The sequence below is a fragment of the Pseudomonas sp. NDM genome, assembly GCF_003105095.1.
Lineage (GTDB): Bacteria > Pseudomonadota > Gammaproteobacteria > Pseudomonadales > Pseudomonadaceae > Aquipseudomonas > Aquipseudomonas moraviensis_A.
Genome location: NZ_QETJ01000035.1, coordinates 1 through 21,093 on the forward strand (window position 1 = coordinate 1; position 21,093 = coordinate 21,093).

The 21,093-nt window shown below is 59.1% G+C and carries 16 protein-coding genes; 9 read left to right on the forward strand and 7 right to left on the reverse strand.

The genetic code is table 11. The features are described 5' to 3' along the window. Window positions 1-96 precede the first annotated feature (96 nt). Both DCO47_RS10470 and DCO47_RS10475 read left to right on the forward strand, forming a co-directional pair. The gene (locus tag DCO47_RS10470) at window positions 97-1,395 is read left to right on the forward strand and encodes an MFS transporter (protein ID WP_042606869.1); all 1,299 of its coding nucleotides are present in this window, start codon (window positions 97-99) and stop codon (window positions 1,393-1,395) included. A gap of 13 nt (window positions 1,396-1,408) precedes the next feature. Continuing rightward, window positions 1,409-2,386 carry a D-glycerate dehydrogenase gene (locus tag DCO47_RS10475; protein WP_064362725.1) on the forward strand — a complete coding sequence of 326 codons (978 nt, stop codon included), beginning with the start codon at window positions 1,409-1,411 and terminating at the stop codon, window positions 2,384-2,386. A 116-nt stretch (window positions 2,387-2,502) separates the two neighbouring features. On the opposite strand, the gene DCO47_RS10480 is transcribed toward DCO47_RS10475, so the two are convergent. From DCO47_RS10480 to DCO47_RS10495, 4 genes are all read right to left on the reverse strand, one after another. Then, entirely contained in the window at window positions 2,503-3,690 is a 1,188-nt protein-coding gene (locus DCO47_RS10480; RefSeq protein ID WP_071172586.1) for a pyridoxal phosphate-dependent aminotransferase, read from the reverse strand. 41 nt (window positions 3,691-3,731) lie between these two features. Continuing rightward, window positions 3,732-5,357 carry a methyl-accepting chemotaxis protein gene (locus DCO47_RS10485; protein ID WP_116658045.1) on the reverse strand — a complete coding sequence of 542 codons (1,626 nt, stop codon included), beginning with the start codon at window positions 5,355-5,357 and terminating at the stop codon, window positions 3,732-3,734. A gap of 267 nt (window positions 5,358-5,624) precedes the next feature. Next, window positions 5,625-6,764 carry a glycerate kinase gene (locus DCO47_RS10490; RefSeq protein WP_116658046.1) on the reverse strand — a complete coding sequence of 380 codons (1,140 nt, stop codon included), beginning with the start codon at window positions 6,762-6,764 and terminating at the stop codon, window positions 5,625-5,627. A 199-nt stretch (window positions 6,765-6,963) separates the two neighbouring features. Next, complete coding sequence (locus DCO47_RS10495; protein WP_116658047.1) at window positions 6,964-8,082, reverse strand: sugar diacid recognition domain-containing protein; 1,119 nt, start codon at window positions 8,080-8,082, stop codon at window positions 6,964-6,966. A 171-nt stretch (window positions 8,083-8,253) separates the two neighbouring features. On the opposite strand from DCO47_RS10495, the gene DCO47_RS10500 reads away from it, so the two are divergent. The 4 genes from DCO47_RS10500 to rarD all read left to right on the forward strand — a co-directional run bounded on the left by DCO47_RS10500 (window position 8,254) and on the right by rarD (window position 14,083). Next, entirely contained in the window at window positions 8,254-9,564 is a 1,311-nt protein-coding gene (locus tag DCO47_RS10500) for an MFS transporter (protein ID WP_042606862.1), read from the forward strand. Between the two features lie 178 nt (window positions 9,565-9,742). Beyond that, a complete protein-coding gene (locus DCO47_RS10505; RefSeq protein WP_116658048.1) occupies window positions 9,743-10,756 on the forward strand; it encodes an aldo/keto reductase in 1,014 nt (337 codons plus the stop codon). A 155-nt stretch (window positions 10,757-10,911) separates the two neighbouring features. After that, a complete protein-coding gene (locus DCO47_RS10510; RefSeq protein WP_116658049.1) occupies window positions 10,912-13,026 on the forward strand; it encodes an acyltransferase family protein in 2,115 nt (704 codons plus the stop codon). A gap of 175 nt (window positions 13,027-13,201) precedes the next feature. Further along, window positions 13,202-14,083: an EamA family transporter RarD gene (gene rarD, locus DCO47_RS10515; protein WP_065616257.1), complete on the forward strand. Its 882-nt coding sequence runs from the start codon at window positions 13,202-13,204 to the stop codon at window positions 14,081-14,083. 146 nt (window positions 14,084-14,229) lie between these two features. Here the strand turns inward: rarD and hppD are convergent, their stop codons facing one another. Next, window positions 14,230-15,306, reverse strand: a complete 1,077-nt coding sequence (hppD, locus tag DCO47_RS10520; protein ID WP_016774910.1) for a 4-hydroxyphenylpyruvate dioxygenase — start codon at window positions 15,304-15,306, stop codon at window positions 14,230-14,232. Window positions 15,307-15,656: 350 nt separating this feature from the next. Here hppD and DCO47_RS10525 point away from each other — a divergent pair, with 350 nt between their 5' ends. Next, window positions 15,657-17,192: an EAL domain-containing protein gene (locus tag DCO47_RS10525; RefSeq protein WP_116658050.1), complete on the forward strand. Its 1,536-nt coding sequence runs from the start codon at window positions 15,657-15,659 to the stop codon at window positions 17,190-17,192. A 227-nt stretch (window positions 17,193-17,419) separates the two neighbouring features. Next, a complete protein-coding gene (locus tag DCO47_RS10530) occupies window positions 17,420-17,785 on the forward strand; it encodes a histone-like nucleoid-structuring protein, MvaT/MvaU family (protein WP_042606858.1) in 366 nt (121 codons plus the stop codon). A gap of 214 nt (window positions 17,786-17,999) precedes the next feature. Here the strand turns inward: DCO47_RS10530 and DCO47_RS10535 are convergent, their stop codons facing one another. After that, on the reverse strand, window positions 18,000-18,518 hold the full coding sequence (locus DCO47_RS10535; RefSeq protein ID WP_116658051.1) for a DUF4946 domain-containing protein: 519 nt from the start codon (window positions 18,516-18,518) through the stop codon (window positions 18,000-18,002). Window positions 18,519-18,655: 137 nt separating this feature from the next. On the opposite strand from DCO47_RS10535, the gene gloA reads away from it, so the two are divergent. Beyond that, a complete protein-coding gene (gene gloA, locus DCO47_RS10540; RefSeq protein WP_039762746.1) occupies window positions 18,656-19,177 on the forward strand; it encodes a lactoylglutathione lyase in 522 nt (173 codons plus the stop codon). A 252-nt stretch (window positions 19,178-19,429) separates the two neighbouring features. On the opposite strand, the gene ahpF is transcribed toward gloA, so the two are convergent. Then, window positions 19,430-20,992 (reverse strand): alkyl hydroperoxide reductase subunit F, encoded by a 1,563-nt coding sequence (gene ahpF, locus DCO47_RS10545; protein ID WP_116658052.1) that lies wholly within the window; start codon window positions 20,990-20,992, stop codon window positions 19,430-19,432. Window positions 20,993-21,093: the final 101 nt, after the last annotated feature.

Genomic DNA, 21,093 nt, shown 5'->3' on the forward strand with positions numbered 1-21,093 from the left:
AATGTGGGAGCGAGCCTGCTCGCGAAGAGGCCTGCCTAGGCAACGCAAATTTTTGAACCTGCTGCGACAAAAACAACAAGCTCAGGAGTCACACTGATGAAAACCGCAACCCTCGCCACCCGCCGCTGGTGGTACATCATGCCGATCGTGTTCATCACATACAGCCTGGCCTATCTCGATCGCGCCAACTACGGCTTCGCCGCTGCGTCGGGCATGGCCGAAGACCTGATGATCACACCGGGCCTGTCCTCGCTGCTCGGTGCGTTGTTCTTTCTCGGTTACTTTTTCTTCCAGGTACCGGGCGCGATCTACGCGCAAAAGCACAGTGTGAAGAAGCTGATTTTCGTCAGCCTGATCCTCTGGGGCGGTCTCGCCACGTTGACCGGCGTGGTCTCCAACGCCTATTGGCTGATCGTCATCCGCTTCATGCTCGGCGTGGTCGAAGCGGCGGTGATGCCGGCGATGCTGGTCTATCTCTGCCACTGGTTCACCCGCGCCGAACGCTCGCGGGCCAATACCTTTCTGATCCTGGGCAACCCGGTGACCATGCTGTGGATGTCAGTGGTCTCGGGTTATCTGGTGCAGCATTTCAGCTGGCGCTGGATGTTCATCATTGAAGGTCTGCCGGCGGTTCTGTGGGCCTTTATCTGGTGGCGACTGGCCGATGATCGTCCGGCCCAGGCCAAGTGGCTCAACGATCAGGAAAAACACGATCTGGAAAGCGCCCTCGCCGCCGAGCAGGTCGGTATCAAAGCGGTGAAGAATTACGCTGAGGCATTCCGTTCGCCGAAGGTGATCATCCTGGCGCTGCAGTTCTTCTGCTGGAGCATCGGCGTTTACGGCTTCGTTTTGTGGCTGCCGTCGATCCTCAAGGCAGGCGCGCAGATGGACATGATCGAGGCTGGCTGGCTGTCGGCGCTGCCGTATCTGGCGGCGGTGATCGGCATGCTCGCGGTGTCGTGGGGCTCGGACAAATTGCAGAAGCGCAAACGCTTCGTCTGGCCGCCGCTGCTGATCGCCTCGATTGCGTTCTACGGCTCCTATGCCTTGGGCGCCGAACATTTCTGGTGGTCGTACACACTGCTGGTGATCGCCGGCGCCTGCATGTACGCGCCGTACGGGCCGTTCTTCGCCATCGTTCCGGAAATCCTGCCGGCCAACGTCGCGGGCGGTGCCATGGCGTTGATCAACAGCATGGGCGCGCTCGGCTCGTTCGGCGGTTCATATCTGGTCGGTTATCTGAACAGCTCCACCGGTTCGCCCGGCGCTTCCTATCTGTTGATGAGCGGCGCGTTGCTGCTGTCGGTGGTGCTGACGATTTTCCTCAAGCCCGGCGCCAGTGATCGCGTCGTCGCCAAAGCCGTCGCCACACCGCGTGTGCCGGCGCATTCCTGAAAGGATTTTTGCCATGAAAAAACAGGTCGTGCTGTACAAGAAACTCTCGCCCGCGCTGATGGCGCGCCTGCAAGCGCAGTTTGACGTGACGCAGATTGAAAGCCTCGACGCCGATGGCCTCATGCAGTTGCGCGATGCCCTGCCCCGCGCCCACGGTTTGCTCGGCGCCAGCCTCAAACTCGATGCGGCGCTGCTGGATCTGGCGCCGCAGCTGGAGGCGATTGCCAGCGTTTCCGTCGGTGTCGATAACTACGACATTGATTATCTGAGCCGGCGCGGGATTCTGCTGACCAACACGCCGGATGTGCTCACCGAGACCACCGCCGACACCGGTTTCGCGCTGATCCTCGCCGCTGCCCGGCGCGTGGTCGAACTGGCGAACATGGTCCGTGGCGGCCAATGGAGCCGCAACATCGGTCCGGCGCATTTCGGCACCGATGTGCACGGCAAGACGCTGGGCATCATCGGCATGGGCCGCATCGGCGAGGCCCTGGCCCAGCGTGGGCATTTCGGCTTTGGCATGCCGGTGATCTATCACAGCCAGTCGCGCAAGCCGGCGGTCGAGGCGCGTTTTGATGCGCAGTATCGAAGCCTCGAAGAATTATTACAGCAGGCTGATTTCATTTGCCTGACCTTGCCGCTGACGGCGCAGACCGAACGCTTGATCGGCACCGAACAGTTTGCGCTGATGCGCCCGGAGAGCATTTTCATCAATATCTCTCGCGGCAAAGTGGTCGATGAAGCAGCGATGGTCGAGGCATTGCGCAACAAGCGTATTCGCGCGGCGGGGCTGGATGTGTTCGAGCGCGAGCCGTTGAATCATGATTCGCCGTTGCTGCAGCTGAGCAATGTGGTGGCGACGCCGCACATGGGCTCGGCGACCCATGAGACGCGCGAGGCGATGGCGCGGTGTGCGGTGGAGAATCTGTTGGCGGCGCTGGGTGGGCAGCGGCCGGCGAATCTGGTGAATGCCTCTACTTGGCAAAACTGAGATCTTTATTGCCTACACAATCGCAATCGCGAGCAGGCTCACTCCTACATTTGAAATGCGTCCCCTTGTAGGAGTGAGCCTGCTCGCGATGAGGCCGGAACAGGCAACCCAAAACATCAGGCACTCCGCGCCTGCAGCAGCTGCACCGCACACAACGCAATCCGCGCGCAGGCATCCGCCAGTTTGACCCGATCCACCACCAGCCCGATGCGAATATGCCCCGCCGCGCTCGGCCCGAACGCTTCGCCGGCCAGCACAGAGACGCCATAACCTTCCAGCAAGCGCTCGGCAAACGCCTGAGCGCCAAGCCCAGTCTGGCGCACATCGACCATCACAAACATGCCGCCATCCGGGCAAATCGGCTGCAACCCAGGGCAACCGTACAAACGTTCGCAAACCAGATCGCGGCGCAAGCGATACTCCTCGCGCATCTGCGCGACTTCCGGCAGATCACTTTGCAGCGCCACTTGTGCGGCCTTCTGTACGAAATCCGGCAGACCGAAGAGCATGCTCAGCGACAGATTCACCAGATGCTCGGCCAAGGGTTTCGGGCCGATCATCCAGCCGATGCGCCAACCGGTCATCGCATGGGATTTCGACAGACTGTTGATCGTTGCGGTGCGCTCGGCCATGCCCGGCAGGCTCGCCGGGCTGATGTGCTCGCCTTCATATAAAAGCTCGCTGTACACCTCATCGCTGATCAACCACAGGTCATGGCGAATGCACAGCGCCGCCAGTTCCTGCCAGATCAGCAAAGACAAACTCGCGCCGCTGGGATTGTTCGGGCTGTTGAGCAACATGGCGCGGGTTCTCGGGGTGATACGCGCCGCAACATCCGCTGGGTCGACACGAAAACCGTTCTCCGGGCGCACCGGCACCGCAATCACCTTGGCACCGCAGGCGCCAAACACACCTTCGTAAGTAACGTACATCGGCTCGGCGACGATCACCTCATCACCCGGATCAAGCAGACATTGCGCCACCGAGTACACCGCGCATTGCGCGCCGGGCAGGACAATCACCTGATCAGGATCAACACGCTGACCACTGCGCTGGCGATGACGCTCGGCAATCAGCCTGCGCAGCTCGAACCGCCCACGCACATCGGCGTAATGGGTGTCGCCGGCCAACAGGCTGTCAATCGCACCATGGACGATCGGCAACGGCGTATCGAAATCCGGATCGCCGACGCTCAACAACAAAACATCAACGCCCTCGGCGCGCAGTTCCAGCGCTCGGTCGTGAATCTGCCAGGCAGCGGCACCCTCCCCGGCGATTCGTTGGGTCAAGGCTGAATAGCGCATGTACGTCTCCTGTTAGCGCGGTTTCCAGCCTTCACCGTATCTCAAATCACGAAACGCGCCACCATGGCGTTCAAATCCACTGCCAGTCGCGACAGTTCGTGGGTCGCGGCGCTGGTCTGGTTGGCGCCGGCGGCCGATTGCGTGGCGAGGTCGCGGATGTTGACCAGGTTGCGATCGACTTCGCGGGAGACTTGCGCCTGCTCTTCCGAAGCGCTGGCGATAACCAGGTTGCGTTCGTTGATCTGGTGAATCGATTGCGTGATCTGCTCCAGTGCCACGCCCGCCGCGCGCGCCATTTCCAACGTGGACTGGGTGCGCTGATTGCTTTGCTGCATCGACGAAACCGCTTCTCCGGTACCGTTCTGGATGCCGGCCACCATTTTTTCGATTTCCTGAGTCGACTGCGCGGTGCGATGGGCCAAGGCGCGCACTTCGTCAGCCACCACGGCAAAACCACGGCCAGCCTCGCCGGCACGCGCCGCTTCAATCGCAGCGTTGAGCGCCAAAAGGTTGGTCTGCTCGGCGATCGCGCGAATCACGTCCAGCACCTTGCCGATGTCACGACCTTGCGCGGCGAGGCCTTCGATCATCTGCGCGGTGTTCTGCACGTCGTGAGTCATGGTCTGGATCGCGTCGACGGTTTTAACCACCTGATCGCGACCTTCGCGGGCGGCGTGGGTCGACTGGTTTGACGCTTCGGAAGTCGACACGGCGTTGCGCGCCACCTCTTCCACCGCAGCGGTCATCTCGTTGACGGCCGTGGCGGCCTGCTCGATTTCGTTGTTCTGTTGCTGCAGCCCGCGCGACGCTTCTTCAGTGACGGCGCTGAGTTCTTCGGCAGCGGCGCCCAGTTGCGTGGCGGAACCGGCGATCTGCTCGATGGTTTTGCGCAGGTTGGTCTGCATCGCGGCCAAGGCTTCGAGCAGGCGCGCCGGTTCATCCTTGCCGTCAACTTCGATGGCTTTGCTGAGGTCACCGTCGGCAATGGTTTGCGCAGCGAGCACGGCGCGGTTGAGCGGCGTGACGATGCTGCGGGTCAGCAACCAGGCGAGCAACACGGTGGCCAGTGCCGCAATCACGGCGACGATGATGATCCCGGTGATGGCGCTGTCATAGTTTTCACCGGCCTTGGTGGCCGCCGCTCTGGCCCCGGCGGTATTCATGCCGATCAGCTTGTTGAGCTGCTCGCCCATTTGATCGGTGCCTTCCTTGATGCGCGTGTTGATCAATGCACGCATCGCTTCCAGATCGCCCTGGCGCGACAGCTCAAGCATGCGGTTCTGCGCTTGCAGGTAGTTATCGAGCGTGGTCGAAAACGTCTGGAAGACCGCGCGCTCGTCAGCGCCTGCTGGCAGCGCGGCGTAGCTGGCCTGGGCTTTGCGTACCTTGTCGACCAGCACAGCGATGCGGGTTTCTGCTTCTTGCAAGCTGGCCGGTTCGCGATTGACCAGCACACGGAACGAGAGAATGCGCATGCGCAGGACGTTTTCCGTGACCACGCTGAGGTGGGTCACGCTGGGCAATTGGTTGGTGTCCATATCGATCGACGCCTGACGAATGACCGTCATACGGCTGACGGCGAACACGCCGAGGACGATCACCAGCAAGGCGATAAAGGCAAAACCGAGGAAAGCACGGGGCGCGATATTGAGGTTACGCAGGGACATGGTCGGACTCTCGAATAGAAAGAAACTGCGAGCGTCCATGCCGTGAGCACTGGCCCTTGGCGGGCGGCAGTCCGGCGTCACTGGGTTATGGTTTTGTGCGCGCCTGACCGTTGTATCGGCCAGGCTTGAGGAAGGTTTCGGGTCCGCAGCAAATATTTTTCCGGACGTTACAACAATCAAACACTGCTGCGATCCTTTGACTTTTAAAAGCAGGATCAAAAGATCGCAGCCTCGTTGCACTCGACAGCTCCTACATACGCAAGCCGATCAGCGTTGGGTGGCGAGTTGCCAGACCCGCGCAATATCAGACGCGCGTTCACCCAGCAGCCGTGGTGCTTCGGCGCAGGCCTGTTCCAGGGTCATCGGCCCGCTGGTCACGGCGAACGCGGCGTCGATGCCGTGTTGATAGAGCTCCTGATAGCCCTCGCCCAAGGTCCCGGCAATCACGATCACCGGCACGGCATGTTGTTTGGCAACTCGCGCGACACCGAACGGCGTTTTGCCGCGCAAGGTTTGCGCATCGAAACGGCCTTCGCCGGTAATCACCAAATCCGCGCCTTTGACCGCCTCAGCAAGCCCGACCAATTCCGCCACCACCTCGACGCCCGCCTGAAACTGCGCGCCGAGAAAAGCCTTGGCCGCAAACCCCAGGCCACCCGCCGCGCCGCTGCCCGGCTCATCGCGCACATCCTTGCCCAACGCCTGCGCGCAGAGTTCGGCGAAGTGCCCCAGCGCCTGATCCAGTTGCTCAACCTGCACAGGCGACGCGCCCTTCTGCGGGCCGAAAATGGCCGAGGCACCCTGCGGGCCGCAGAGCGGATTGTTGACATCAGCGGCGATGTCGAAACGCACATCGGCCAGACGTGGATCAAGTTCACTCAAATCCAATCGCGCCAAATTCGCCAAGGCCAGCCCACCGGGCACCAGCGGCTGATCCTGCGCATCCAGCCACTTCACGCCCAAGGCCTGCATCGCCCCGGCCCCGCCGTCGTTGGTCGCGCTGCCGCCAATCGCCAGAATCACCCGTTGCGCCCCCGCATCCAGCGCAGCACGAATCAATTCGCCGGTGCCGAAGGTGCTGCTGATGCAGGCATCGCGCTGTCCCGGCAACACCAATTGCAGGCCGCTGGCCTCGGCCATTTCGATGATTGCCGTGTGACTGTGCGGCAACCAGCCCCACGCCGCGTCGACCGGCGTACCCAACGGGCCGCGCACGCGGGTGCGGCGCAGTTCGCCTTCGCAGGCCGCGAGAATCGACTCGACCGTCCCTTCGCCGCCATCCGCCATCGGGCACTTGATCAGTGTCGCCTGCGGCCAGACCTGAGCCAATCCGCGGGCGATGGCTTCGGCAACGCCTTGGGCACTCAGGCTGTCCTTGAACGAGTCGGGGGCGATGACGATCTTCATGGGAATTCTCCGGTTGCAGTGGCGTTCATGCTGCCAGCGGTCGCGAGCGTTGACGCCGGTCGGGTGCACAAGGGCTGGAGGTGATTGTTGTTCATTTTCACAAAAGGCTCTGCGGTGAATGTACCGCCGCCATCGCGAGCAGGCTCACTCCTACAGGGGAATGCATTCTGCTCGCGATGGCGTCTTTGAAGTCGCCCAATTAACCCGGATCTGTCTGCGGCAGTAGCTGCACCCCAAGATACAACGCCAGCATCCCGTCCAGCTTCAACGGATCAACCCCGCTCAACTCGGCAATCCGCTCCATCCGATAACGCAAACTGTTGCGATGAATCTCCAGGGCATCGGCACACGCCTGACTCTGACCATCGTGCTCGCACCAACTGCGCAAGGTCGCGAGCAACTGGCCGTTGCTGTCCTTGGCAATGACCTTGCGCAGGGGTTTGAGCAGTTCGTCCAGCGCATCATCGTTGCGATGGCGCCACAGCATGACCGGCAAGCGGTAACGATTGAGCGTCAGCAGCCTCGAATTCGGCAGCACATCACGTCCATAAGCAAGCAAATCGCCGACCCGTCGATAGCAGCGACGCAACCCGGCCAGACCATCCGCCTGCCCGCCGACGGCGATACGCAGAATCTTCCAGCCAAGGCCGTCGAGTTTTTCCAGCAGGCGATCATGCTCGACGTGCTGGCTCGCCGGGCGACACCAGAGCAGCGACGACTTCGCCGAACTCACGCACCAACTGTCGGGATAACGCGATATCAGCCATGCGCTCAACGCCTCGACGGTTTGCCCGGGGCCGTGCTCAATGCCCAGTTCGAAGAGATAGGGCACTCGCGTCAATTGTGGCTTCAGCCCGAGCTGCTGCGCCTCGTCGACCAGACGCGGCGAATCCCCCGCCTCGCTCAACAACAGCGCCAGCAGATCATCACAACGCTGGCGCCGCCACTGCTGCTCGGCCTGCTGATTGCGCTGGCCGACGAGCATTTCGGCGGTCATGCGCACCAGTTCGGCGTAGGTGCGCAATTGTTCCGGCTCGCCGGTGATGCCGAGCACGCCGATCAGGCGCTGGTCGAGCAGCAGCGGCAGATTGATCCCCGGCTGCACGCCTTTGAGATGCACCGCCGTCTGCGCATCGATTTCCACTACACGCCCGTTGGCCAGCACCAGTTGCGCGCCTTCATGACGGGTGTTGATCCGCTCCGGTTCGCCGCTGCCGAGGATCAGGCCCTGACTGTCCATGACGTTGACGTTGTACGGCAAAATGGCCATGGCCCGGTCGACGATGTGCTGGGCAAGGTCGTGATCGAGTTCGAACATAGCGGCGACAATCCTTCATTTCAGGCACAAGCGGTTGTTCAGCCGCACAGGGTCTGGCGACAAACCCTGTGCTCAGGCACAAAGACAATCCGGCCAAAGGTGGCCGAGACTCTCAGGGCGATCAACGTTACCCTTTGCATCGCAAAAAATCATAATAAAGAGAGAGCCGCTATGTCGCAGAGCGCCGCAGCTACCCAGACCATCGACGACGGTAAAAACGCCGTCTACAAACGCATCACCCTGCGTTTGATTCCCTTCATTTTCATCTGCTACCTGTTCAACTACCTCGACCGGGTCAACGTTGGTTTCGCCAAGTTGCAGATGCTCGATGCACTGAAGTTCAGCGAAACCGTGTACGGCCTCGGCGCCGGGATTTTCTTCATCGGATACGTGCTGTGCGGCGTGCCGAGCAACCTGGCACTGACCCGTTTCGGCCCACGGCGCTGGATTGCGCTGATGATGATCACCTGGGGCACGCTGTCGACTTGCCTGTTGTTCGTCACCACACCCACCGAGTTCTACACCCTGCGCTTCTTCACCGGTGCGGCTGAAGCCGGTTTCTTCCCGGGCGTCGTGCTGTATCTCTCGCAGTGGTTCCCGACCTTCCGCCGTGGGCGGATCATGGCGCTGTTCATGTCGGCAATTCCGGTCTCAGGTTTGCTCGGAAGCCCGTTTTCCGGGTGGATCCTCAACCACTTCGCCGCTGGCCAGGGTGGCCTGGCCGGCTGGCAATGGATGTTTCTGCTGCAAGGCATTCCGACCGTGATCCTCGGCGCGCTGGCCTATTTCCTGTTGAGCGACAGTTTCGCCAACGCCAAATGGCTGACCGCCCACGAACGTTCGGTGCTCGAAGCCGACCACGCCGAAGACCTCGCCAACAAACCGAAAACCGCCACCGACTCGCTGCTCGCGGTGTTCAAGAACCCGGCGATCTGGGCGTTCGGCCTCATCTACTTCTGCATCCAGAGCGGCGTCTACGCGATCAACTTCTGGCTGCCCTCGATCATCAAGAACCTCGGCTTCAGCGATAACCTGGTGATCGGCTGGCTGAGTGCGATTCCGTATCTGCTGGCGGCAGTGTTCATGCTGGTGGTCGGGCGTTCGGCAGACTTGCGCAAGGAGCGTCGCTGGCATTTGGTGGTACCGATGCTGATGGGGGCGGTCGGGCTGGTGATAGCAGTGAATTTTGCAGCGAATCCGGCGATTGCGATTCTCGGCCTGACCATTGCGACGATGGGAGCGCTGACCGGCCTGCCGATGTTCTGGCCAGTACCAACGGCCATGTTGAGCGCGGGTGCGGCGGCCGGTGGCCTGGCGTTGATCAACTCGATGGGGCAGATGGCGGGGTTCCTCAGTCCGTACCTGGTCGGTTGGGTCAAGGACAGCACCGGTTCGACGGATGCGGCGTTGTATGTGCTGGCGGCGGTGATTGTCGGCGGGAGTCTGTTGGCCTTGCGGATGACGCGGGCGTTGCGGGCCTAATCAGACGCGCAGATCAAAAGATCGCAGCCATCGGCAGCTCCTTCTCTGGAATGCGTTCCCTGTAGGAGCTGCCGAAGGCTGCGATCTTTTGCGTTTAACCGGTGCAATAATTCACTTTGCGGGCTCTGACGCTTCTGGTATTTGATTAACCCCTTCCCACCGACAAAAGGATTTCGGCATGAGCTTCCGCACACTGGGCCACTCGGGCTTGCAGGTCTCTACCCTCACCCTCGGCACGATGATGTTCGGCGAACAGACCAGCACGGAAGATTCGCTGCGCATCATCGACAAGGCATGGGATCAGGGGATCAATTTCATCGACACCGCCGACGTCTACACCAACGGCCGTTCCGAAGAGATCGTCGGGGAGGCGATTGCCCGGCATCGGCATGAATGGGTACTGGCCACCAAGGTCGGTTTCGGCCCAGTGGACGGTGTGCCGAACCGCAGCGGTCTGAGCCGCAAACACATCTTCAACGGGCTTGAAGCCAGCCTCACGCGGCTGGGAACTGACTACGTCGACATCTATTACCTGCACCGCGAAGACCACAACACCCCGCTTGAAGTCAGCGTGTCGGCGATTGGCGACCTGATTCGCCAAGGCAAGATTCGTTATTGGGGCTTGTCGAACTACCGAGGCTGGCGGATTGCCGAGGTGATTCGCATTGCCGACAAACTGGGCGTGGATCGGCCGGTAATCAGCCAGCCGCTGTACAACATCGTCAACCGCCAGGCCGAGACCGAGCAGATCACCGCTGCGCAAACCTACGGCCTCGGTGTGGTGCCTTACAGCCCGCTGGCCCGTGGCGTGCTCAGCGGCAAGTACGCCCCCGATGTGACCCCAGACGCCAACAGCCGCGCCGGGCGTCAGGACAAGCGCATTCTGGAAACCGAATGGCGCGTGGAGTCGCTGCGCATTGCCCAGCAGATTCAGCAATACACCGAGCAACGCGGCGTCGGCATGGTCGAGTTCGCGATTGCCTGGGTGTTGAACAACCGCGCGGTGACCTCGGCGATCGTCGGTCCACGCACTGAACAGCAGTGGGACGCCTACACGCTGGCGCAGGCGGTGAAGATCACCGCCGAAGACGAGGCGTTCATTGATTCGCTGGTGACACCGGGGCATGCCTCGACACCGGGTTTCAACGATGTGAGCCATTTTGTGTCGGGACGCAAACCGATTCAGTCCTGACTTTTGCCCCAGCCCTCTCCCGAAAGAGAGGGCTGGCCGGTGGAAACGAAACAAGGCCTTTGTAACAAAACCTATATACTCGGCCGCTTTATGGAACCGAGCTTCAGCAGCCACGACCTACGGTTGCTCGCTCGAAAAGTCAGCCAGGATAGTCAATGTTCAATCGGCCTCTCGAGTTTGCCTGCAAGCCTCTGCGCGCGATGTTCAAAGCGTTCGATAACAAAAAGGCATACGACACCTCCCCTTCTGCGCCGCCAACCAGCGCCAACCCGCGGATTGCCGCCCTTGAATACCGTGCGGACATCGACGGGCTGCGGGCAATCGCAGTTCTGCTCGTTCTCGTCTTCCACGGCGGCCTGACGCTGTTTCCGTCGGGCTTTATCGGCGTGGACATCTTCTTCGTGGTTTCGGGATATCTGACCACCTCGATCATCATGAAAGCGCTGGAGAACGGCACGTTCAGCTTCACCGGGTTCTACACCCGGCGAATCTGGCGCCTGCAACCGGCAGTCATTGCATTGCTGGTAGTGACGTTAGTCGTCAGCACGCTGCTGTATTTGCCCGATGACTACATCGACTTTCTGAAAAGCGGGAAATACACCTCGCTGCTCATCTCCAATCAGTACTTTTCCAAAGTGACTACGGGTTATGCGACGCCCGACGCGGCGAGTCTGCCGCTGTTGCACACCTGGTCGCTGGCCATTGAATGGCAGTGGTACCTGCTACTGCCATTGGGCATCTGGCTGCTTGATCGCTATGTGCCGGGAAAAGCGTTCAAAGCCGTCGTACTAGGATTGACTGTGGCCGCCACGGCGCTCGCGCTGTACCTGTCTCGGGCCTATCCCGACCTGAACTACTACTTCTTCACCGCGCGAATCTTTGAATTGATGATCGGCTCGTGTGCGGTCATTTTCAGCTCGGACAGATTTCGCCTGGGCCGTTTGAGCGCTTCTCTGGTTTGCGCGCTTGCACTGGCAACAATTTTCTACTGTGCGATTCAGGATGACATCCTCGGTGGCTTCCCCGGTCCCCATGCTGTCGCGGTGTGCATTGCCACCGCGGTGCTGCTGTTTCGCGGTATCGGTGACGTCAGCATCACCTCGAATGCCCTGGCATTCAAACCGTTGGTATTTATCGGCACCCTCTCCTACTCGCTGTATCTGTGGCACTGGCCGATTCTCGCGGTGCTCGCTTATCTGGGCATCGCGCTGACGCCAAGCGTGACGGTCGTGTACTTCATCGCCACGTTCGTGATCGGTTACCTGTCGTTTGTGCTTGTTGAAAACCGCTTTCGCAAGGCGCGAGCCGGTTTCGCCAAAACCCTGCTGTTGATGATGGTACTGCCCGCGATCTGCCTGTCGCTGCTGCACGCGGCGGGTAGAAACCATGAGGGCTGGCCTAACCGGTTTGGTGAAGACTCGGTCGCTATGTTCAGCACGTTGAAAGCCTATGTACCGCTCAACCGTGAGGATTGCCTGGGCGCCAGTGATGGCACCAATCCGGGCTGCATCATGGGCGCGACGCAGGCGAAACCGCAGGTGATGCTGATCGGCGATTCATACTCGAACCACTATTGGGGCTTTGTCGAAACACTCGCCAAGGATGCTGGGCTGTCGGTGCTGGCCCAGGGATATCCCGCCTGCCTCGCACTGCCCCGGATCTATCTCTACAACTGGTACAAAGCCAAAAACGCGCTGTATGAGAAATGTCACGCCGCGGCGCAACGCTACTACGACCTCATCGCCAGCAATCGTTTTCAGTACGTGATCATCGGCCAGTTCTGGGAGGCTTACCTCACCGATTCCATCGTCACGAAACTCGATGACCCGCGCAGCCTGGAGTTGTCCCAGCAACGACTGGGGATGGCGCTTCGAGAGGCGCTGGACATCATCGTCAAATCCGGTGCGCGGCCGATCCTGCTGATGAATACCCTGCCCATGCCCGCGAGAATCAACGAGTGCCTGCTCCGACAGGTCAAGCTGCGCGGGATGATGGGCAGCGCTGAACAGAGCCGTCTGTGTGCTGCCGTGCCATGGTCAGGCCTGGAGGATCCGTTCATGGCGAAGCTGTTCACCGAACTGCAGACGGACTATCCACAATTGATGGTGCTTGATCCAAAAACCGTGCAATGCAAAGACGGCACCTGCATGACCACGGTCGATGACGTGCCGGTGTACCGCGACATCGGTCATGTGTCCGATTACGCCTCGTACAAGTTTGGGGAGCTGTACCTCAAACGCTTCGGCAATCCGTTGAAGGCTGATCGATAACGGGCGCTAACCAACCAGAGCTCGCCAAGGCAGTTCGCCAACTATGCTGAATCTGCCAACAGGTCCGGCGCCCGCGCGCCTGCTTTGCGTTTGAAATAATGAGCACTTGCTCAATATTCGCCACGAAAAACCCGTATCCTGCGCACCCGTTCAACCCTCAACACGCGAGGACAGTTTGTCTAAAGGTATCGCTTTATCAGTGTCAGCCTCGGTGCTGTTTGCCGTCATGTATTACTACACGTCGCTGCTTACGCCTCTGAGCGGTGTGGAAATTTTCGGCTGGCGGATGCTCCTGACCGTGCCGTGCATGACCTTGTTCATGCTGGTATCCGGGGAATGGCGTCGGGTAGTGGAGCTGATCCGGTTGATGGCGGCCAGGCCGAAACTGATCGCCGGGCTGCTTGTTTCGTCGGCGCTGCTTGGCGTGCAGCTATGGCTGTTCATGTGGGCGCCGCTCAATGGCTACAGCCTCGATGTATCGCTGGGTTATTTCCTGCTGCCACTGGCAATGGTGCTGACCGGGCGGATTACCTACGGCGAAAGCCTGTCTTACCTGCAAAAAATCGCAGTGTTCTTTGCCTGCCTCGGCGTGGTGAACGAGCTGTATCAGGTCGGTGGATTTTCCTGGGCGACGCTGGTCGTCGTGGTCGGCTATCCGCTGTACTTCGTCCTGCGCAAATACCTGAAAACCGACAATCTTGGCGGCCTGTGGGTCGACATGACCTTGATGCTGCCGATTGCTTACTGGTTTGTGCAGGGCGGCGAACAAGGTCTGGCAGTATTCGATCAGTATCCGGGACTGATGTGGCTGATTCCGCTGCTCGGCCTGATCAGTGCTTCCGCGCTGGTGGTGTACATCATTGCCAGCCGCCTGCTGCCTTTCAGTCTGTTTGGCTTGTTGAGTTATGTTGAGCCGGTGTTGTTGCTTGCAGTGGCGTTGTTGCTGGGAGAAAGCATCAAGCCGGGCGAATGGCTGACCTACATCCCGATCTGGCTGGCGGTGGTGGTGCTGGTTTTCGAGGGCTTCAAGCATTTGACCCGCCAACGCCGCTCCTGAAAGCAAAAGATCGCCGCCTTCGGCAGCTCCTGCATTTGGAATGCGTTTTTCCTCTAGGAGCTGCCGAAGGCTGCGATCTTTTGATACTGAAAAAAAATCCCGGCCCTGCATCTCTGCAGGCCGGGATTTTTCATTTCAGGTGCGGATTACTCAGTGGTCAGCACACCACGACGCACCTGGTCACGCTCGATCGATTCGAACAATGCCTTGAAGTTGCCTTCGCCAAAACCATCGTCACCTTTACGCTGGATGAACTCGAAGAACACCGGGCCCATCAGGGTCTCCGAGAAGATCTGCAACAGCAGACGCTTGTCGCCCTGCTCCGACGCACCGTCGAGCAGAATGCCGCGCGATTGCAGCTGATCGACCGGCTCGCCGTGATTCGGCAGACGTCCTTCAAGCATTTCATAGTAAGTGTCCGGCGGCGCAGTCATGAAGCGCATGCCAATCTTCTTCAACTGATCCCAGGTCTTGATCAGGTCGTCGGTGAGGAAGGCAACGTGCTGGATGCCCTCGCCGTTGAACTGCATCAGGAACTCTTCGATCTGCCCGGCGCCTTTGGACGACTCTTCGTTCAACGGGATGCGGATCATGCCGTCTGGTGCGGTCATGGCTTTCGAGGTCAGGCCGGTGTACTCGCCCTTGATGTCGAAATAACGGATCTCGCGGAAGTTGAACAGCTTCTCGTAGAAGTTCGCCCAGTAGGCCATGCGACCGCGATAAACGTTGTGGGTCAGGTGGTCGATGATCTTCAGGCCGGCGCCGACCGGGTTGCGATCAACGCCTTCGATAAACACGAAGTCGATGTCGTAGATCGAACTGCCTTCGCCGAAACGGTCGATCAGGTACAGCGGCGCGCCGCCGATGCCTTTGATCGCTGGCAGATTGAGCTCCATCGGACCGGTTTCGATATGAATCGGCTGAGCGCCGAGTTCCAGTGCACGGCTGTAGGCTTTCTGCGAATCCTTGACGCGGAACGCCATGCCGCAAACGGACGGGCCGTGTTCGGCAGCGAAGTACGAGGCGACGCTGTTGGGTTCGTTGTTGAGGATCAGGTTGATCGCGCCCTGACGATACAGGTGCACGTTCTTGGAACGGTGGGTCGCGACCTTGGTGAAGCCCATGATCTCGAAGATCGGCTCAAGCGTGCCAGGAGTCGGCGCTGCGAACTCGATGAACTCGAAGCCCATCAGGCCCATTGGGTTTTCGTATAAATCTGCCATGGTGACGCCTCATCATTTCTTATCAATTAACCAGGGTTATTTGTCAGGAACGCGAGGCAGAGGGAGGCGCACAGGAGATGCCACGCACGCTGCGGGCGAGGAAGTCTCCGTAGATCAGTTGAAACCCGAATATCTTCATTGTCGACCCAAGGCTCTTGTGGGCGAGGCTTCTGCTGCCAGAAGACGATTATTATTGTATGCGTAACCCGATTCTACACAGCGTAACCTGGCTTGTCTGCCCTCCCTTTAGAATCCGCTTTTTTGCCTACTGTACAAGAGCCATCTGCCATCTATTCTCCCCTCTGGCTCAATTGTTTACCGGGCCCGACTCCAAGCCACAGGATGTGCCCATGCCGTTGACCCGCAGACCCCGCCGCAAACGCAGCACCCGCATTGCAGTAACGCTGCTCAGCGGTTTGCTGCCCATCGCGCTGGGCAGTGTGATCCTCTATATGCAGGCAGAACGCACGCTGCAGCAAAGCGCCGGGGAAACTGCCGAACAAGCGTTGCGCCAGTTCGACCTGATGCTCGATAACACCGCAGAAGCCGCCCGGGCTTTGCTTCCGCTTGCCGGAAAGAACTGCGAAGAGGTGAAGCTGGCCCTGCGCGAACAAGTGACCCGCCGGCCATTCGTGCGCTCGACCAATCTGGTCTGGGATAACAAACTTTATTGCAGCTCGCTGTTCGGGCAGTTCGAGGAAGCCGTGAATGCCGGGGATTATCATCAGGGTCGGCTGTGGTTGATGAATGGTAACCCTGTGACACCCGATACGGCGCTGCTGGTCTATCGCCTCAGCGACGGTCGCGGCGGCGCGCTGACCACGCTCGATGGTTATCACCTGAGCAATATTCTGCGCCTGATCGGTCGCCAGACATTGCTGATGCTGCAAGTGGGCGATAACTGGTTGTCCGCCGACGGCAAAGTGCATCAGGGGTCACTGCCGACCTTGCCGGTCGCGCAGAGCATGCTGGAGTCCCGGCAATATGGTTTCAGAGTTACGGCGGGTTTCCCTCAAGGCGAAACCTGGCGGTACATGGCGGCTGAGTATCCGCCACTGTTCAGCCTGCTGATCTTTTTCGGCGTGGTCTCCGGCGCGATCGGACACTTCGTACAAAAACGCTCGAGCTCCCCCAGTCACGAAATGCTCCGTGCGCTGGAAGCCGGTGAATTCATTCCATACTTCCAGCCCGTGGTTAACGGCGACAGCCAGCAATGGTCAGGTGCCGAAGTATTGATGCGCTGGAACCACCCGAAAGAAGGGCTGGTGCGTCCGGATCTGTTTATCCCGTTTGCCGAACACTCGGGCCTGATCGTGCCCATGACCCGCGCCCTGATGCAGCAGACAGCCCTGCTGCTAGGGCCTCACGCGGCGACCTTCGCCAAGCCGTTTCACCTGGGGATCAACATCACCGCCAGCCATTGCCGGGACCTGGAACTGGTGGAAGATTGTCGCGAGCTCCTTTCTGCATTCGCGCCGGGTAGCGTGCAACTCATACTGGAACTGACGGAGCGCGAGCTGATCGAGCCGACCGATATCACATTGCAGCTGTTTGAGCAGTTGCGTGCGTTGGGCGTAAAGATCGCGATCGACGACTTCGGCACCGGCCACTCCAGTCTCGGTTACCTGCGTACTTACAATGTCGACTTTCTCAAGATCGACCAGAGTTTCGTGGCTATGGTCGGCATCGATGCCTTATCGCGGCACATACTCGATTCCATCATTGAGCTTGCGGCCAAGCTGGAGCTGGGCATTGTTGCCGAAGGTGTCGAAACCCAGGCCCAGGCCGATTACCTGACCGAACATCACGTTAACTTTCTGCAGGGTTATTTTTACGCTAAACCAATGCCAGCCGCAGATTTCATCGACGCATTAACTCATCATTAACTCCCCCGACCATCCTGCCGAACAGGCGCACCAATTTGATACAAAAAATCATTGTTGTTACATGACGACAACATCAGGATTTACTCTTGTCGCATTAACTACTACAATTTTTTCAACCTCAGCCGGATTGGCAGGTGAGCCATTTATCACCGAGTCGCTTCAAGGCTCTTGGCTTATAGCTTTGTTTGCGGTTGGTATCAGCCAAACACACTATTGGAGTAAAGATATTGTCCAGACTCGCTGAATTTCGTGCAGCTGAAAAGGCCCTTCAGGAACAGCTCAAACAGCTGGAATCGCTGAAGAACGATGCCGGGCTCAAGAAAGAAATCGAATTCGAAGAGAAGCTCCAGGGACTGATGAAAAGCTACGGCAAAGGCCTGAAAGACATCATCGCCATTCTCGATCCGAACCCGGCAAAGTCCGGCCTGCAAGCGCCTGCAGCGCCCAAGACCCGCCGCGCTCGCGTGGTCAAGGTTTACCAGAACCCACACACTGGCGAACTGATCGAAACCAAGGGCGGCAATCATCGCGGCCTGAAAGCCTGGAAAGAACAGTACGGTGCGTCCACCGTTGATTCCTGGTTGCGCGGTTAATCTGACGCCAGCAAAAAGCCCTGCTCGATGCAGGGCTTTTTATTGACAATATCTAACAAATGAAATGATTTTCATCAAATAAGTTAGAATTTTGTGTAACGGTAGTGAGTCACTCGCTCAAACATTCTGCTGCGCGATGTTGCCGTGAGTACCTGATAAAACTTTGTGCTTAATCCTTTCCGGTATTCAATTTTCAGCGACTTAGTACGAACGTCTATAGTTTCAGGCTGTTGCGAGCAGCCACTATTTCGTCCTCGCTCGCCTTATAAACCTCTGCCTGGCCGGCGTATGAAAGTACATAAGCCGTGTCCGATTGCACAGCTGCCACTAACGTTTGTGATAATACGTGCCGGCCATTTTCGGTTACCGTGCAGGTCGTCTCCAGCCCGGTCAATGAACCCAGTGCTGCGGGATGAATCCTGTTGCATACGCTTTGATAACCACTGCGGAAAAAATCCTTCTGAATGGATTTGCGCATCTCCAGCAGCACACCCTGCAAATTGACCTGATGCCCCGCCTCCACCTGGCTCATGGTCAACTCCATCACCATCACTTGGTTACCATCGGCATCGTGCTTCACCGCCCTTTGTCGCGAGACCGGCGCTGCGGTGTCCGGCAAGGCTTCAATTTCCCAGCCTGCCGGCCAGGTGATGGCTGGTTCGGCCACCGCCGGAAAAACCACGGTCGACGACAAGACAAAAAAAACAAACACGGATTTGAACAGTCGGATCATTGCCGGACGCACTCGCAGGTAGAAGGCAAAGTCTGAGCCCCGCCTTCGCGCAGGGCAAGCCCGCCTTGCATTTGGCGATGCCGGCCGGCATGCGTATCATTGCGCCCATACACTTGCCCATTGTTATTGGAGGGCCCATGAGCCTCAACGAACTCAACACTTTTCCCGGCGTGACTGCCACGCCAGACAGCGCAACCCGCAACTTCGTGTTCAACCACACCATGCTGCGCGTCAAGGACATCACCAAGTCGCTGGATTTCTACACCCGCGTGCTGGGTTTTTCGCTGGTCGAGAAACGTGATTTCCCGGAGGCCGAGTTCAGCCTGTACTTTCTCGCGCTGGTCGACAAAGCACAGATCCCGGCTGACGCCGCTGCACGCACCGAGTGGATGAAATCGATCCCGGGCATTCTCGAACTGACCCACAACCACGGCACCGAAAACGATGCCGACTTCGCCTATCACAACGGCAACACCGACCCACGCGGCTTCGGTCACATCTGCATTTCGGTGCCGGATATCGTCGCGGCATGTGCACGTTTTGAAGAACTGGGTTGCGATTTCCAGAAGCGCTTGACCGATGGCCGCATGAAGAGCCTGGCGTTCATCAAGGATCCGGATGGTTACTGGGTCGAGATCATTCAGCCTGCGCCGCTGTAAAAGCTGAAAGCCCCTCACCCTAGCCCTCTCCCAGAGGGAGAGGGGACTGATTGGGGGATGTTGGAGAATTACACCGACCTGAACGATTGGCGGTGAACCCATAATCGACTGGATCTTTCCGGTTGACAGAAAACGCCAGACCGCTCGGTCGGCTCCCTCTCCCTCGGGAGAGGGCTGGGGTGAGGGGCAGCTTTACGCGCGCATAAAAAAACCCATGATCGCTCATGGGTTTTTTCGTTTTCGACGTGGCAATTACGCCGGTGCCGAAGTCCGGATCAAGTGATCGAACGCACTCAGCGAAGCCTTGGCGCCCTCGCCTACCGCAATCACGATCTGCTTGTAAGGCACAGTCGTCACATCACCGGCTGCAAAGATTCCCGGGATTGAAGTCTCGCCACGGTTATCGACAATAATCTCGCCACGCGGCGACAGCTCGATGGTGCCCTTCAGCCAATCGGTGTTGGGCAGCAGACCGATCTGCACGAAGATGCCTTCCAGTTCGACCGTGCGCAGCTCATCAGTGCTGCGATCCTTGTAGCGCAGGCCGTTGACCTTCTCGCCGTTGCCGGTGACTTCAGTGGTTTGCGCACTGGTGATCACGGTGACGTTCGGCAGGCTGTGCAGTTTGCGTTGCAATACGGCGTCGGCGCGCAGTTGCACGTCGAACTCCAGCAGCGTGACGTGCGAGACGATACCGGCCAGATCGATGGCTGCTTCAACGCCGGAGTTACCGCCGCCGATCACCGCCACACGCTTGCCCTTGAACAGCGGGCCGTCGCAGTGCGGGCAGTACGCCACACCTTTGTTGCGGTATTCCTGCTCGCCCGGGACGTTCATTTCGCGCCAGCGTGCGCCGGTCGCGAGGATTACGCTCTTGGCTTTGAGGGTTGCACCGCTGGCGAAGCGGACTTCGTGCAGCTCGCCATTCTTGCCCGGGATCAGCTTGTCGGCACGTTGCAGGTTCATGATGTCGACGTCGTATTGCTTGACGTGTTCTTCCAGCGCCGTGGCCAGTTTCGGGCCTTCGGTTTCCTGTACGGAAATGAAGTTTTCGATGGCCATGGTGTCCAGCACCTGACCGCCGAAGCGCTCAGCGGCGACGCCGGTGCGGATGCCTTTGCGTGCGGCATAGATCGCGGCCGAAGCGCCGGCCGGGCCACCGCCGACGACCAGTACATCAAAGGCTTCCTTGGCGCTGATCTTCTCGGCTTGACGGACAATGGCGCCGGTGTCGAGTTTGGCGAGGATTTCTTCCAGACCCATGCGGCCCTGGCCGAAGTTTTCGCCGTTCAGGTAGATGCTCGGCACAGCCATGATCTTGCGATCGTTGACTTCGTCCTGGAACAACGCGCCGTCGATGGCGACGTGGCGGATGTTCGGGTTGAGCACGGCCATCAGGTTCAACGCCTGGACGACGTCCGGGCAATTCTGGCAAGACAGCGAGAAATACGTCTCGAAGCTGAACTCGCCTTTGAGCGAGCGGATCTGCTCGATCACTTCAACGCTGGCCTTCGACGGGTGGCCGCCGACTTGCAGCAGGGCCAACACCAGGGAAGTGAATTCGTGGCCCATCGGGATACCGGCAAAACGCAGGCTGATGTCGGCTCCGGGGCGGTTGATCGAGAACGATGGCTTGCGCGCGTCGTCACCGCTGTCGATCAAGGTAATCTGGCTCGAAAGACTGGCAACGTCTTTCAGCAGGTCAAGCATTTCACGGGATTTCGCACCGTCGTCGAGGGATGCAACGATCTCGATTGGTTGGGTGACCCGTTCCAGGTACGATTTCAACTGGGCTTTAAGATTGGCGTCCAACATACGGGCGATTTCCTTTGTTTGAGGCGAAAAAAAGCCCGAGCGAATCTCGCCCGGGCATTTTTATTGGGCGGTGCAGCTAACTTAAGAAGGTGCGGCGTACC

Bases quoted from the DNA above. Each gene is read 5' to 3' on its own strand.
- DCO47_RS10535 (WP_116658051.1), bottom strand. From the start codon at position 18,518: ATGATCCGACTGTTCAAATCCGTGTTTGTTTTTTTTGTCTTGTCGTCG.
- DCO47_RS10480 (WP_071172586.1), bottom strand. From the start codon at position 3,690: ATGCGCTATTCAGCCTTGACCCAACGAATCGCCGGGGAGGGTGCCGCT.
- DCO47_RS10525 (WP_116658050.1), top strand. From the start codon at position 15,657: ATGCCGTTGACCCGCAGACCCCGCCGCAAACGCAGCACCCGCATTGCA.
- DCO47_RS10475 (WP_064362725.1), top strand. From the start codon at position 1,409: ATGAAAAAACAGGTCGTGCTGTACAAGAAACTCTCGCCCGCGCTGATG.
- DCO47_RS10505 (WP_116658048.1), top strand. From the start codon at position 9,743: ATGAGCTTCCGCACACTGGGCCACTCGGGCTTGCAGGTCTCTACCCTC.
- ahpF (WP_116658052.1), bottom strand. From the start codon at position 20,992: ATGTTGGACGCCAATCTTAAAGCCCAGTTGAAATCGTACCTGGAACGG.
- DCO47_RS10470 (WP_042606869.1), top strand. From the start codon at position 97: ATGAAAACCGCAACCCTCGCCACCCGCCGCTGGTGGTACATCATGCCG.
- DCO47_RS10495 (WP_116658047.1), bottom strand. From the start codon at position 8,082: ATGTTCGAACTCGATCACGACCTTGCCCAGCACATCGTCGACCGGGCC.
- DCO47_RS10485 (WP_116658045.1), bottom strand. From the start codon at position 5,357: ATGTCCCTGCGTAACCTCAATATCGCGCCCCGTGCTTTCCTCGGTTTT.
- DCO47_RS10490 (WP_116658046.1), bottom strand. From the start codon at position 6,764: ATGAAGATCGTCATCGCCCCCGACTCGTTCAAGGACAGCCTGAGTGCC.
- hppD (WP_016774910.1), bottom strand. From the start codon at position 15,306: ATGGCAGATTTATACGAAAACCCAATGGGCCTGATGGGCTTCGAGTTC.
- DCO47_RS10500 (WP_042606862.1), top strand. From the start codon at position 8,254: ATGTCGCAGAGCGCCGCAGCTACCCAGACCATCGACGACGGTAAAAAC.
- DCO47_RS10510 (WP_116658049.1), top strand. From the start codon at position 10,912: ATGTTCAATCGGCCTCTCGAGTTTGCCTGCAAGCCTCTGCGCGCGATG.
- gloA (WP_039762746.1), top strand. From the start codon at position 18,656: ATGAGCCTCAACGAACTCAACACTTTTCCCGGCGTGACTGCCACGCCA.